General features: G+C 64.1%; 16 protein-coding genes and 1 tRNA gene. 4 read left to right on the top strand and 13 right to left on the bottom strand.

From position 1 onward, the window contains the following. Nucleotides 1–15: 15 nt before the first annotated feature. From F2P45_RS09760 to F2P45_RS09805, 10 genes are all read right to left on the bottom strand, one after another. Nucleotides 16–279, bottom strand: coding sequence for a DUF1799 domain-containing protein (locus F2P45_RS09760; RefSeq protein ID WP_229505000.1), 264 nt, complete (start codon nt 277–279; stop codon nt 16–18). A 47-nt stretch (nt 280–326) separates the two neighbouring features. Further along, a complete protein-coding gene (locus tag F2P45_RS09765) occupies nt 327–692 on the bottom strand; it encodes a phage tail assembly chaperone (protein ID WP_166873494.1) in 366 nt (121 codons plus the stop codon). 87 nt (nt 693–779) lie between these two features. Then, entirely contained in the window at nt 780–1424 is a 645-nt protein-coding gene (locus tag F2P45_RS09770) for a phage tail protein (RefSeq protein ID WP_166873496.1), read from the bottom strand. A gap of 124 nt (nt 1425–1548) precedes the next feature. Further along, nucleotides 1549–1893 (bottom strand): tail completion protein gp17, encoded by a 345-nt coding sequence (gene gp17 / locus F2P45_RS09775; protein ID WP_166873499.1) that lies wholly within the window; start codon nt 1891–1893, stop codon nt 1549–1551. Between the two features lie 166 nt (nt 1894–2059). Continuing rightward, nucleotides 2060–2419, bottom strand: a complete 360-nt coding sequence (locus F2P45_RS09780; RefSeq protein ID WP_166873501.1) for a hypothetical protein — start codon at nt 2417–2419, stop codon at nt 2060–2062. A gap of 107 nt (nt 2420–2526) precedes the next feature. Then, entirely contained in the window at nt 2527–3873 is a 1347-nt protein-coding gene (locus tag F2P45_RS09785; protein ID WP_166873506.1) for a replicative DNA helicase, read from the bottom strand. Then, complete coding sequence (locus tag F2P45_RS09790; RefSeq protein WP_166873509.1) at nt 3870–4742, bottom strand: hypothetical protein; 873 nt, start codon at nt 4740–4742, stop codon at nt 3870–3872. The genes F2P45_RS09785 and F2P45_RS09790 overlap by 4 nt, the downstream gene beginning before the upstream one ends. A 145-nt stretch (nt 4743–4887) precedes the next feature. After that, nucleotides 4888–5286 (bottom strand): hypothetical protein, encoded by a 399-nt coding sequence (locus F2P45_RS09795; protein WP_166873511.1) that lies wholly within the window; start codon nt 5284–5286, stop codon nt 4888–4890. Continuing rightward, on the bottom strand, nt 5283–5468 hold the full coding sequence (locus F2P45_RS09800) for a hypothetical protein (RefSeq protein ID WP_166873514.1): 186 nt from the start codon (nt 5466–5468) through the stop codon (nt 5283–5285). Before F2P45_RS09800 ends, F2P45_RS09795 begins: the two co-directional genes overlap by 4 nt. A gap of 113 nt (nt 5469–5581) precedes the next feature. Next, the gene (locus F2P45_RS09805; RefSeq protein ID WP_166873517.1) at nt 5582–5812 is read right to left on the bottom strand and encodes a helix-turn-helix domain-containing protein; all 231 of its coding nucleotides are present in this window, start codon (nt 5810–5812) and stop codon (nt 5582–5584) included. Nucleotides 5813–5896: 84 nt separating this feature from the next. On the opposite strand from F2P45_RS09805, the gene F2P45_RS09810 reads away from it, so the two are divergent. The 3 genes from F2P45_RS09810 (at nt 5897) to F2P45_RS09820 (ending at nt 7448) form a co-directional block, all read left to right on the top strand. Beyond that, nucleotides 5897–6691: a LexA family transcriptional regulator gene (locus F2P45_RS09810; protein WP_166873521.1), complete on the top strand. Its 795-nt coding sequence runs from the start codon at nt 5897–5899 to the stop codon at nt 6689–6691. 215 nt (nt 6692–6906) lie between these two features. Next, nucleotides 6907–7200, top strand: a complete 294-nt coding sequence (locus F2P45_RS09815) for a hypothetical protein (RefSeq protein WP_166873524.1) — start codon at nt 6907–6909, stop codon at nt 7198–7200. Next, the gene (locus tag F2P45_RS09820; protein WP_223164706.1) at nt 7197–7448 is read left to right on the top strand and encodes a hypothetical protein; all 252 of its coding nucleotides are present in this window, start codon (nt 7197–7199) and stop codon (nt 7446–7448) included. The genes F2P45_RS09815 and F2P45_RS09820 overlap by 4 nt, the downstream gene beginning before the upstream one ends. Nucleotides 7449–7530: 82 nt before the next feature. Here F2P45_RS09820 and F2P45_RS09825 read toward each other — a convergent pair. From F2P45_RS09825 to pepN, 3 genes are all read right to left on the bottom strand, one after another. Further along, nucleotides 7531–7606: transfer RNA gene (locus F2P45_RS09825), tRNA-Thr, on the bottom strand. A gap of 84 nt (nt 7607–7690) precedes the next feature. Then, nucleotides 7691–8692, bottom strand: coding sequence for a class 1 fructose-bisphosphatase (locus F2P45_RS09830; protein WP_166873530.1), 1002 nt, complete (start codon nt 8690–8692; stop codon nt 7691–7693). 184 nt (nt 8693–8876) lie between these two features. After that, nucleotides 8877–11519, bottom strand: a complete 2643-nt coding sequence (pepN, locus tag F2P45_RS09835) for an aminopeptidase N (protein ID WP_166873534.1) — start codon at nt 11517–11519, stop codon at nt 8877–8879. Nucleotides 11520–11723: 204 nt separating this feature from the next. On the opposite strand from pepN, the gene F2P45_RS09840 reads away from it, so the two are divergent. After that, nucleotides 11724–12380 carry a DUF4136 domain-containing protein gene (locus F2P45_RS09840; protein WP_166873538.1) on the top strand — a complete coding sequence of 219 codons (657 nt, stop codon included), beginning with the start codon at nt 11724–11726 and terminating at the stop codon, nt 12378–12380. The last annotated feature ends 45 nt before the right edge of the window (nt 12381–12425 follow it).

A 12425-nucleotide genomic window follows, 5' to 3' on the forward strand; every position in this document is an offset into this window, starting at 1 on the left:
GCCGCCCGCAGGCGGCTAGGTTTTTGCGAAAATACAGTTCAGTGCGGCCACTTCCATGACCTGGATATCGCACTCGAGCTGGTCGTACTCGTCCGGGCTCAAGCCCATCCGGTCCATCTTGCGAAACAGCACACCGTAGTCCAGGCCGGTCGGCCCGGCCATCCCGATGCGCCACTGGGTGCGCATGAACTGAAACAGCGAGAACGCCATCAGGTTGTCCGGCCAGGGCGTGACCGCTTCGCCTGCAAAGTCCTGTGCCGTCAGTCCCGCCGCCTCCAATTCGTCGGCGCCCGGGGCTGTGCGGTAAAGGTGCTCTGCAAGCGCGATCAGTTTTTTGCGCGCGCGCCCGTCAGTTCGCCGAAGTAGGCGCCAATGACTGCCTGGGCCGCGCCCATGTAGCGCTGTACCAGCTTGTCGAGCGAGGCGGCGTCGAACGGTTCGTCCAGGTCCCAGCCGCTGGCGATGTCGAGCAGTACGTCGGCATCCTTCGGGCCATCGCCCTTGGTGCCGTCGTCGGCGTCGGCGCTGGCTTTCAGGTTCTCGGTAAAGGCCTTGAACTCGTCGCGCGTGCGGTGCTTGAAGGTGAACATGATTTCAGCTTCGCCGCCGCCGGGAATGGTGATCGTGACCGGGGCCTTGAAGGTTGGGGCCACGTTCAGGGAAAATTTTTGTTTGGTGTTTGTCTTGGTCATTTTTTGCTTTCAGAAGAAAAAAGACCCCCAGGGATCAAGCCGGGGGCGTAAAAGACCCGCAATAGCGGGCCACAGACAACAAGGTACTTAGGCGATGTAACGGACCGGACGGCCTTGCAGGGCCATGCCGGCCTTGACGGCCATCAGGCTGCCCTTGGTCAGCGATGGCGTCTCGTCAAAGGCGAACACGCCGTTGTAGAGAATGAAGCCACCGGCCGGCAGGGTCGCGCGCAGCGCCGTCGGGTTACGCGATTGCGATGCGTTCTTCAACGCCTGGTAGCCGGCCAGCGACGGATCGTCGGCGATTTCCAGTGCCAGCGATTGGGCCGACGTGGTGGTCGGAATCTGGCTGTCGAAGTCCTGCTCCAGGAAGGAGTAGGTCTGGTACTGCGGTTCGCCGCCCGAGCTGGTGCAGCCCATGATCTGGGTGATCTGGGTCCAGGCGTTGATCTTGCGGATCGTGCCCACGCCCGAACCGATCGGGAACAGGGAGGTGGACGTGGTGTCCAGCGCTTCGGCCACGATGGTGGTCGGGGTCGGCGCCTTGACGCGGAACACGCGGCCATTCGCACGGCTCCAGCCGGAGGTGAATTCGAAGTAGTCCCCGGCGACCAGGGCATTGGCCACGGTCAGGACGGCTTCGGCGCCGTTGCTTGCCGCGGTAACGGCGATAGGTGCGGCATACGCGTTCGCCAGAGCGAGAACAATGCCATTAGGGAGAGATACGGCCAAAATAGTGCCTTTCCGGTCGATGTCGACCGATATAGTTGACCCGTGAGGGCATAAAAAAACCGCCTCGGTGGGCGGTCGGTTGTAACCCTTGCGGGCAAAGTAAATGGCGCCCTGCGGCGCCGTGTCAGACGAAAAATTCGAATTCCTGCGTGGTGATGGCGGCGCCGGTCGTGCTGTCGATCATCGGGTTGCGGTAGCTAAGCACCGTGGTCTGCAGGGCGGTGGCGGCGCGCAGGACCGCTTCCGCCGCCTTGCCGATGGCGGCAGTTTCCAGGTTCGTGCTGCCCCATGTGGTGACCGCCACCCGCACGATCTCTCTTGCCGGTGCGCTGCCGTCCAGGAAGGAGAGCGGCGTTCCTCCCGTTACGCGGAAGGTGATGCAAGGGCGCGGCGTGACGGATGGATGGACATCCTGAAAGACGCGCCCTCCGACCAGGGGCGCGAGTGCCGCCGTTACCATCGTTTCCATGCCCATAAATGTACCTGTCGATCCATGTCGCTGTTCAAAGACGCGGCGCCGGAAAAGCGCGCGCGCAAACGAAAAAGCCCGCTGTCCTTGCGGAGCGGGCCTTGTGCGTCAGGGTGATTTTACTGCCGTCGGTTCTGACGCAGAAATCACATCTAACACCACCATACTAATGGAAGAAGCGGCGCGTGGCAATGTGATTTCTCAGTTTTGGCGTCAGCATGTGTTCGGCGCGCGCGATGGCGTCGGGCAGCGACAAATCGGGGAAACGCCACACCGTCGCCACCCCGCGCGCCCTGCGCACGGCCCACCATTCCACGCGCGGCAGGTCGTTGATCATGACGTCGATCGCTTCGCCGGCGCGCATGAAATCCTTGGTGTCCTGCGGATGGCCCCAGCCCTGCGAGACCTGGTTGTCCTTGAGCGCGATCCAGCGCGTCCAGACCGACATGGCGTGCTCGAACGGCGACGCCGGCTGTTGCGCCGCGGGCGCCGCCTGGGCGGCCGGGTGTTTGGATTTGACGATCATGATGCGCTCCTGATTCTATGTGTATCTGTATGTGTGTGTGGGCAGGCCCGCCGCCGTGGCGCGCGGGCCTGATCAATGTGTTGCTGGCCGCTGCGCAGTGCGGCCGCTTAATCGAAACCGCGCAGGCGCGCAGCGGGATCGGCGTCGCGCTGGTTCGGCGCCTGCCAGGCGTACTGCAAGTCTTCGAACCTGGTCTGGTTGCCGATGTACTGCACGCCCACGGTGCCGGTGGCGCCCTGGCGCTGCTTGCCGGTGATGACTTCGCAGATGCCGCGCTCGCGCGTGGCCGGGTTGTACATCTCGTCGCGGTACAGGAACAGGACGTTGGCCGCATCCTGCTCGACCGATCCCGACATCGCCAGGTCGGCCATGATGGGACGCCGGTTGTGGCGCTTCTCGCAGTCGCGGTTGAGCTGCGCCAGCAGCAGCACGGCGCAATCGAGCTCCTTCGACAGCGCCACCGCGCCGCGCGTGTGTTCGCCGATGTCGTAGGCCTTGTTCTCGTTGCCGCCGCCGGTGATGAAACTGAGCTGGTCGATCACCAGCAGATCGAGTCCGTGGCGGCGCTTGATGGCGCGCGCCTTGGCGCGGATCTCCAGCATCGACAGGCTGCTCGCATCGTCCACGTACAGGTTCAGTTGTCCGTTGGCCGCGCACGCCGCCGCCACCTTGTCCCAGGTGGCGGCATCGCCCGCGTGCGGGTTGCGCAGCCACGCCACCGGTATGCCGCCCAGAGCCGCGATATTGCGGTCGCTGATCTGGGTGCGGTTCATTTCCATCGACAGGAACAGGGCGGTGCCCTCGCGCGCCACGTTGCGCGCCATCGCCAGGCCCATGGCGGTCTTGCCCATGCCGGGACGCGCCGCCAGCACCGACAGCGTGCCGCGTTCGAGTCCGCCGTCAAGCTGGCGGTCAAGGTCGCGAAAGCCGGTCGGGATCGCGCGCACCAGGCCATCCATGCGCTGGGTCAGCAGTTCGACATAGCCGCCCAGCAGTTCGGCGCTGTGCAGCGGCGCGCCTTCTTCCTTGTTCAGGGCCAGCGCATCGAGCTTGTGCGCCATGCGGTCGAGCACCACGCGCGCCGGTTCGAGCGCGCCGCTGGCCTCGCTCTGCGCTTCCAGGCCGAAGGCGTCGAGCGCGCGCAGCATGGCGCGGTCGCGCACGATCGCGGCGTGCTTGACGACGTTGGCCGCGCTGGCCGCCGAGGCCTGCAGCGCAAACAGGTAAGGCAGGCAATCGGCCACGCGTTCCTTGAGCGTGTCGGCCAGGGTGATGGCGTCGGCGCGTTTGTTGTCCATCACCTGGCGTACCATCTCGGCGTAGATCAGGCGGTGATCGGCACGATAGAAGTCGTGTTCAAGCAGGGTCGGAATCTTGTCGAGCGCGCCGTTGTCGACCAGGATGGCGCCCAGCACCGCCTGTTCGGCGCTGATGCTGAAAAGGGGCCGGCTCAAGCGCTCGCCTCGTGCTGGCGCCTGGCTTGCTGGCCGCTGGTGGTGAGGGCGTACGCGCCATCGGGCAGGATGTACCACAGGCGGAACCAGTTGCCCTTGACCGACTTGGAAAACACCGTGGGCCACGACTTGTACTGCTTCGCGCCCTCCAGGCTGTAGCGCTCCTTGAATTCGAGCCACTGCAGGCGCAGGAACTCGGTCGGCACGCCCACCTTGGCCGCATAGTCGAACACCGCATCGTCGGCGCGAATCGGCTTGTCGTCGGCCAGCTTGCATTGCTCGAGGTAAGCCGGGAGCGAGATGGCGCCCGACGCACGGCGCCTGGCCGGAGCCGCCGCTGCGATCGGATGCCCGGCCACGATCGGGTCTGCGGAAACAGGCGGGGTCAGGGCAAGTTTGTTTACGTCTTCTCTTCTCTTCTCTTCTTTAGCTAACGGGGCGCTAACGGCGGCGCCGTTAGCATTCTCGCCATCGGCCACCGATGCGGGTGTGGCAACGGCGCCGCCCTGCGTTCTGGCGCGCGCACCGGCGGCGTGCGTGGCCACGCGGCGCGCGGTGGTGGCGCGGTTCTTGGCAGACGAACCGTTATGTTCGTCGAAGCGCAGCAGGCTGATGCCGCCGTCGGTGTCGCTGATCCATCCGACCGCCAGCAATGCCGCGCCAAAGCCGTCGATGCCGGTCTTGCGGTCGATGCCGGCCATACTCAGACCCGGCATATGACCGCTCTGGGTATGCTCGTCGGCAGTGGCCCACAGCCAGTACAGCGCGCCGACCACCGTCGCTTCGCCCTTGCCGCTCAGGTCGCACAGCCGGGACACGCGCGGATCGCTCCACAAATTGGTGCGCATCTTGATCCATTCTCCTGCCATTGATTACCTCCGTTGCGAATGACCGCGTTTCAGAACCGCTATCAGATAGCGGCATAGTTCGTGTGCCAGCCGGCGTTTCTCGGCGCGCGTGCGCAGATGGCGCAGCTGGCCGGCGGCGCGCAGCGCGGCGCGCTGGTCCGCCGTGTCAGGCCGACCGCGCATGCTGGCCGGCGGCATGAGCGGCGCCCTCGTGCGCCGCAATGCCGGCGGCGCCGCGCGCTGGCCCGGTCGGGCCGAACAGGGCGGCCACCAGCGGGTCGCGGAACGGATGGCCCTTCCATTCGGCAGCCAGGACGCGCTGGATCGGGTGCGGGTCGTGCTCGGGGGCGTCGTGCGCGTCGGCGGCGGACTTGTACACCATGTGCGCGCGCCGGGTGCGCGGCTCGCGCGCGATGGCGCCCTCGCGAAACAGCAGCAGGCATTGCTGGCGCACCTGCTCGGGGTCGACGCCAAGCCGCTGCGCCAGCGGGATCACTTGCGTGGGGCCGTCCACCAGGGCGTTGACGATGCTGGTGCGCAGCGCTTCGGTCCAGCGCGCTTTCATGCTGTCCTCCAGTAGCTGTCGATGGCGTCGGCCAAGGCGTCGCCATCGAGGCGGTGGCGCAACTGCATCAGCTCCGCGGTGACGCCGCGCAGGGCGAAGGTGGCGTTGCGGCTGTCGCGCCAGGCACACGCCATGGCGAGCACCTGGCGTGCCTCGTGATTGAGTTCGGGTAGAACGGTCATGTGTCTTCCTTCTGGTGAAAGCGCCACTGGCGCGGACGTGGGGGTGCAGCCGCCATCGCTGCTGGCGATGGCGCTGGGCTTTTGGTGGAACCGGGTAAAACCGAACAGCCGGGTCAGGCCCGGCGGGCGTCTCCGTGCGCGCCGGCGGGCGGCGCATACACATCGTTGTGACAAATCGTGCAGCCGACCGACGCCGCGTAGCGGATCAGCCGGGCCGCCACGTCGGGCGGCATCGATTGCCCGCGCTCGTAGTTGGAAACATTGCCCTGAGAAACATTGATCCCCTTCGCCATCACGGCCTGGGTAACGCCGAGCCTGGCCCGGATGTGTGCGATTGAGTTCATACGTGCTATATTAGTCTTACTAATGACCTTTGTCAACAGTCCGACTAATTGATGTTTATTAGCTTTCCTTATATTGTGCGACCTATGCCAGCCCTCCCCCTAAACCAATTCGAGCTCGCGGAAGCAGCGCAGCTCAAGCAACTCTTCATTGAGTGGCAACAAGCGCGCCGCAGCCAAGGGCTGCCGGCGTCCCAGGAAGCAGCCGCCAACCATCTGCAGTTCGGTCAAAGCGCGTTGAACCAATATCTCAATGGAAAAATCCCCTTGAATATCGACGTGGCCATCAAGTTCTCCAAATTGCTGGGGGTGCCGATCTCGGCGTTCAGTTCCACGCTGGCCTCGCACGCCGATGACTTCGCCGCAGCCAAGGATGCGATGGCGATGGCGACGGCGCGCGAGCATGATTTCGGCATCGTCGGCAAACGCATCACGATCGATGCGCAGCAGGCCGAGCACGTCCCCATCAAGAAGGTCAGCCTGACCCTGCGTGCCGGCGTCATGGGCTTCGAGGCGTCGCAGGAGGATGCCTCCGAAAGCACGATCGATCTGCCGCTGCGCTTCATCGAAGAAAACGACCTGGTGCCGCAGTGCCTGCTGGCCATCAGCGTCAAGGGCGACAGCATGTGGCCCCTGATGATCGAAGGCGATGTGGTGGTCATTAATATTGCCGACACCAAGCCCATCAACAACGAGTTTTACGCCGTCAATTTCGATGGCGAAGCCGTGGTCAAGCGCCTGGTGCGCGACGGCCGCGAGTGGTACCTGGCATCCATGAATCCGGACCCGGCCTACTACCGGCGCGCTTGCCGCGGCGGCGAATGCATCATCGTCGGACGCGTGGTGCGCCAGGAAGCGCGCACGCTGATGGGCCGCGTCTGAGGCCAGCAAGCAGCCAGGCCGGGGCCTCCCCGCGCCCTCCCCCAACCCCGACCCGCCCTGTGCGGGTTTTCTGTTTTATGCTCAAATAAACAACACTTTAGCGAAATATATCAGCTGGACTATTTACAAAAATCATTAGTCGGACTAATATAGTACCTGTCTCAACGATATGGGGAGCGCGCTGAATGACGGTAACGCAAACAATGTGGCACGGCATGAAACTGACGATGTTCGTCGGCGAGGGCTTCGACGAAGAGCTGACGCAACTGGCGGCGACGCGGGTCGATTGCCAGATGGCCGGCAACGAGGTGGTGAAAGTGACCTGTCCCCAGGGCGCCGACTTCATCGGTCATGACGGCACCCGCTTGCATCGGCCCGGCGGCTGGAATGCCACCGAGCTGTGCGATCTGGCGCGGCTGGCGGCGCACATCCGCGAGGCGTGCGATGAGCGGCGCTGCGCGCACGCCGAGCGCCTGGCCCATGACCGTTCAATGACAATGTTTGCATGAGTCAACCATGCGAGCGGGGAAACATGGCCCTGCGCAATCTGATCCGGCACGCCGATGCCATGACGGGACCCGATGTGTGGGACAGCGGCTACTTCCGCGGGCAGATCAGCACCATCGAAGGCTATCTGCAACCCGACCCTGAACTGCTGCAACGCGCCAAGGCCAGCATCGATCTGCTGGCGGCGCGCGCTGCGCATACGTTTCCGGTGGCACAAGCGCGCCACAGCGGCCGCATGCATGCCGGGTAGCGCCGCCCGGGTGGCGCGCCAGCGCACAAGAAAAAACCCGCTACGCCGTGAGGCGTGCGGGTTCTGACTTGCTGCATGTACCTGGTGCCGATTGCCGGAATCGAACTGGCGACCTTTTCATTACGAATGAACTGCTCTACCAACTGAGCTAAATCGGCGAAGACGCGTATTCTAGCAAACAACCCGGCAAAATTGCTAGTCCGAATACGCGTTCTTTCGGTTTTCTGTCAAAAAAACCAGTTTTACTCGGCGTGATAGCTGCTCACGCGCTCGACTTCGCTCTTCGAACCGAGGAACACCGGCACCCGCTGGTGCAGCTTGTGCGGCGCGATATCGAGGATGCGCGTGCGCCCGTCGGTCGCGGCGCCGCCGGCCTGTTCGACGATCATCGCCATCGGATTGGCTTCGTACATCAGGCGCAGCTTGCCCGGCATCGAGGTGTCGCGCGTATCGGCCGGATACATGAAGATGCCGCCGCGGTTCAGGATGCGGTGCACGTCGGCCACCATCGAGGCGATCCAGCGCATATTGAAGTCCTTGCCGCGCACGCCGGTCGATCCGGCCAGCAGCTCGTCGACATAGCGCTGCACCGGCGCATGCCAGTGGCGCTGGTTCGACATATTGATCGCGAATTCCTTGGTCGCTTCGGGAATCATCATGTGGCGCTGGGTCAGCACCCACGAGCCCATTTCGCGGTCCAGGGTGAAGCAGTTCACCCCATTGCCGGTGGTGAGCACCAGCATGGTCTGCGGGCCGTACACGGCGTAGCCGGCGGCGACCTGCATGCTGCCGGCCTGCATGAAGTCCGCTTCGGTCGGCGTGCCCATGCCGTCCGGCGCCTTGAGCACCGAGAAGATGGTGCCGATCGAGACGTTGACGTCGATGTTCGACGAGCCGTCGAGCGGGTCGAACAAGAGCATGTATTCGCCCATCGGATAGCGGTTCGGGATCGGATGGATCGATTCCATCTCTTCCGACGCCATCGCCGCCAGGTGGCCGCCCCATTCATTGGCTTCGAGCAGGATCTCGTTCGAGATCACGTCCAGCTTTTTCTGCACTTCGCCCTGGATGTTCTCGGTGTCGGCGCTGCCGAGGATATCGCCGAGCGCTCCCTTGCCGACCGAATGGCTGATGGTCTTGCAGGCGCGCGCGACCACTTCGATCAGCAGGCGCAGTTCGGCCGGGATGGAGTTATGCAGCCGTTGTTCTTCGACCAGGTGTTGCGTGAGACTGACGCGTTTCATTCACTTCCCTTTGGTGTGTTGAATATGCTTTGGCCGGGGGCCTCGAAAAACCGTAGCGAGCGGCGTCAGTTTCGTACGAGAAGCGCAGCCGTACGAAGGTACGGTGAGCATCGCAGGACTGCGCGTCCCGGACGAAAATGACGACGCGCAGTAGGTTTTTCGAGGTCCCCGGTCGTCGCGGCGATTAATTGGCGAGCGCCTTGCTCACCACTTCGCGCACGTCGTTGGATAATTTTTTCACGCCGGCGACCTTCTGCAAGGCCTTCTTCATGTGCGCCTGCAGCGCCGGCGCGTACCTGCGCCAGCGGTCCATGGAGCGCGCCAGGCGGCTCGCCACCTGCGGGTTCAGGCTGTCGAGCGCGATCACCTGCTCGGCCCAGAAGGCGTAGCCGCTGCCGTCAGGCGCGTGGAACTGCGAGGCATTGCCGACGCAGAAAGTAAATACCAGGCTGCGCGCGCGGTTCGGATTCTTGATGTTGAAGGCCGCATGGCGCATCAACGCGCGCACCGCCGCCAGGTCGGTGGCCGGGGCCGAGGCCTGCATCGCGAACCACTTGTCGATTACCAGCGCCTCGTTGTCGAAGTCCTGGTAGAACGATTGCAGCGCCGCCTGCGCCGACGCCGCGCCCGCGTGGATCAGGGCCGCCAGCGCGGCTACCCGGTCGGTCATGTTGCCGGCGGTGTCGAACTGCGCCTGCGCCAGTGCGATACCCTCTTCGCTGGAGGTCGACGCCAGGTAGGCCAGGGCCAGGTTCTTCAGGCCGCGCCGGCCCGCCGACAAGGCATCGGGGCTGTACGCGCCCGGAGTCTGGTTGGCCTCGTACTGGGCCCGCAAGTCCACCCGCAGCGCCTCGCCGATGGTGCGCCGCACGAACTGGCGCGCCTGGTGAATCGCCTGCGGATTGACCACTTCCATCTGGTCGGCGATCATGCTCTCGGACGGCAACAGCAAGGCTTGTTCGCGGAAGGCCGCATCGAGCGAGGCGTCGGCCAGGATCTTGCGCAGCGCGTCGATGAAGGTGGCGTCCAGCGCTAACGTGTCGCCCGCGGCCACGGCTGCGGTGAGCTTGAGCAGGCGCGCCATGGCGAGGCGCTGGCCGGCTTCCCAGCGGTTGACCGGGTCGCTGTCATGGCTGAACAGGTGCAGCAGTTCGGTGTCGGTGTAGTCGTATTCCAGCACCACGGGCGCCGAAAAATCGCGCAGGATCGACGGCGTCGGCGCTTCCTTCACACCGGAAAAGCGGAAGGTGCGCGAGGCGTCGGTCAGTTCCAGCACCGCCGTGACGGCATCGAGTCCATCGACGTTCAGGTGCAGGTCGCGGCCGTCGGCGCCCAGCAGGCCGACCGCCACCGGAATATGGAACGGCAGCTTGTGTTCCTGGCCGGGCGTGGCCGGGCAGCGCTGGGTCAGGGTCAGCTCGTAGGTCAATGCGTCGGCGTCGTAGCGCCCTTCGGCGCGCACCACGGGCGTTCCGGCCTGGCTGTACCAGCGTTCGAACTGCGACAGGTCGCGCCCGCCCGCATCGGCCATGGCGGCGCGGAAGTCGTCGCAGGTCACGGCCTGGCCGTCATGGCGCTCGAAATACAGGTCCATGCCCTTGCGGAAGCGTTCGCGCCCGAGCAGGGTCTGGTACATGCGCACCACTTCCGCGCCTTTTTCGTAGACCGTGACGGTGTAGAAGTTATTGATCTCCACAAAAGAATCGGGCCGCACCGGGTGCGCCATCGGCCCCGCGTCTTCCGGGAACTGGGCCTGGCGCAGGGTGCGCACCTGGTCGATGCGGGTGACCGCGCGCCCGCTCTCGGTGCCGATCATGTCGGCCGAAAACTCCTGGTCGCGGAACACCGTCAGCCCTTCTTTCAGCGACAGCTGGAACCAGTCGCGGCACGTGATGCGGTTGCCGGTCCAGTTGTGAAAATACTCGTGGCCGACCACCGCTTCGATGCCGGCGTAGTCGATGTCGGTCGCCACGCGCGGATTGGCCAGCACGAACTTGGTGTTGAAGATGTTCAGGCCCTTGTTTTCCATCGCGCCCATGTTGAAGTCGCCCACGGCGACGATCATGAAGCGGTCCAGGTCGAGCTCGAGTCCGAAGCGCTCTTCATCCCAGCGGATCGAGTTCTTGAGCGACTGCATGGCGTAATCGGTCTTGTCGAGGTTGCCCTCTTCCACCCACACCTGGAGCAGCGCCGTGCGCCCATCGGCCAGTTTGAACATTTCTTCCTGGCACACCAGGCGCGCCGCGACCAGCGCGAACAGGTAGGACGGCTTCTTGAACGGGTCTTCCCACTTGGCAAAGTGGCGCCCATCGCCCAGCTCGCCCTCTTCGATCAGGTTGCCGTTCGACAGCAGCACCGGATAGGTCGCCTTATCGGCGCGCAACATCACCGTGTATTTCGCCATCACGTCGGGACGGTCGGGGAAATACGTAATGTTGCGGAAACCCTCCGCTTCGCATTGGGTGAAAAAGTTGCCGTTCGATACGTACAACCCGTTCAGGGTCGTATTCTTGACCGGTGCGGTCAGGGTTTCGATTTCCAGGGTCACCTCGTCGGGCGCGTTCGGGATGACCAGCATCTTGTCGTCGAGTCGGTAATCGCGCTTGGACAGGGTCGTGCCGTTCATGCGCAGCGCCACCAGGACGATGTTCTCTCCGTGCAACTCAATCGCGCGCACCTGGCTCTCGGGATTGCGCGTCATGCTCAGGCGGCTGGCGACGATGGTGCGCTGCGGGTCGAGATCAAAGCCAAGTTCGACCGTTTCCACCATGAAGCCGGGCGGGGTGTACTCTTTGCGATAGATGGTTTGCGGAGTGTCTGTGCGCATGGGATCTCGGAAGGGACGGTGAGTCGGGAGCCTATTTTACCAATACCGCAAGCTTGCGCCGCGCCTCATTGCCTCCGATTGCCTCGCATTTGCCTGTATCGCAGTGTGAACGGGGGTAACAACTTGTAAAAATTCTGCGAAAATAGGCTGCGAGACATAAAGTTAGCTTCGGTGAAATCCGTTTTGAGTCATGGGAGTAAAACAATGAGACGATTATTGATAGCCGCCGGTGCGGCGCTGACCCTGCTGCTGGGAGGCTGCGCGACCACGATCCGCAGCGATGTGACCACCTTCCACCAATGGCCGGCCGAGCTGCGGGATAAAACCTATGTATTCGAAGCGCCGCCGGTGCAGGACGATACGCTCGAACTGCGCAGCTACCAGAACCTGGTGCGCGGGGAGCTGACGCGGCTGGGTTTCCGCGACGCCGGCGAAAGCGGCAAGCCGACCCTCAAAATCTCGATGCGTTTCACCACCACCGACATCCCGGTGCGGATCGTCGAAATGGTCGATCCCTTCTTTTACGCCAGCCCGCGCTTCGCCTTCGGCGGCTACGGCTACCGCGGCCGCCACTGGGGCGCGCGGCGTTACTGGGGCGGCTGGCACAGCCCCTTCTACGACCCGTTCTGGACCGGCGCGCCGATGTACCGCGAGCGCATCGATCACCAGTACCGGCGCGAACTGCAGGTCGGGATCAAGTCGATCCCGGACGGCAAGCGCCTGTTCGACGTCACCGTGCATAACATGAGCCGCGACATGTCCACCCCGGCGCTGATGCCGGCGCTGGTGCACAGCGCCTTCGCCGAATTCCCGGGCGTGAGCGGGGTCGCGCGGCGGGTCGAACTGAAACGCGAAGGCTGAGTCGCCAGGCCTCGCAAAAAAACGCGCCCGGCTCACCACCGGGCG

Origin of the sequence: Massilia mucilaginosa (genome assembly GCF_011682145.1) — a bacterium.
GTDB classification, from domain to species: domain Bacteria; phylum Pseudomonadota; class Gammaproteobacteria; order Burkholderiales; family Burkholderiaceae_D; genus Telluria_A; species Telluria_A mucilaginosa.

Bases quoted from the DNA above. Each gene is read 5' to 3' on its own strand.
- F2P45_RS09765 (WP_166873494.1), bottom strand. From the start codon at position 692: ATGACCAAGACAAACACCAAACAAAAATTTTCCCTGAACGTGGCCCCA.
- gp17 (WP_166873499.1), bottom strand. From the start codon at position 1,893: ATGGAAACGATGGTAACGGCGGCACTCGCGCCCCTGGTCGGAGGGCGC.
- F2P45_RS09780 (WP_166873501.1), bottom strand. From the start codon at position 2,419: ATGATCGTCAAATCCAAACACCCGGCCGCCCAGGCGGCGCCCGCGGCG.
- F2P45_RS09790 (WP_166873509.1), bottom strand. From the start codon at position 4,742: ATGGCAGGAGAATGGATCAAGATGCGCACCAATTTGTGGAGCGATCCG.
- F2P45_RS09795 (WP_166873511.1), bottom strand. From the start codon at position 5,286: ATGAAAGCGCGCTGGACCGAAGCGCTGCGCACCAGCATCGTCAACGCC.
- F2P45_RS09800 (WP_166873514.1), bottom strand. From the start codon at position 5,468: ATGACCGTTCTACCCGAACTCAATCACGAGGCACGCCAGGTGCTCGCC.
- F2P45_RS09805 (WP_166873517.1), bottom strand. From the start codon at position 5,812: ATGAACTCAATCGCACACATCCGGGCCAGGCTCGGCGTTACCCAGGCC.
- F2P45_RS09810 (WP_166873521.1), top strand. From the start codon at position 5,897: ATGCCAGCCCTCCCCCTAAACCAATTCGAGCTCGCGGAAGCAGCGCAG.
- F2P45_RS09815 (WP_166873524.1), top strand. From the start codon at position 6,907: ATGAAACTGACGATGTTCGTCGGCGAGGGCTTCGACGAAGAGCTGACG.
- F2P45_RS09820 (WP_223164706.1), top strand. From the start codon at position 7,197: ATGAGTCAACCATGCGAGCGGGGAAACATGGCCCTGCGCAATCTGATC.
- F2P45_RS09830 (WP_166873530.1), bottom strand. From the start codon at position 8,692: ATGAAACGCGTCAGTCTCACGCAACACCTGGTCGAAGAACAACGGCTG.
- pepN (WP_166873534.1), bottom strand. From the start codon at position 11,519: ATGCGCACAGACACTCCGCAAACCATCTATCGCAAAGAGTACACCCCG.
- F2P45_RS09840 (WP_166873538.1), top strand. From the start codon at position 11,724: ATGAGACGATTATTGATAGCCGCCGGTGCGGCGCTGACCCTGCTGCTG.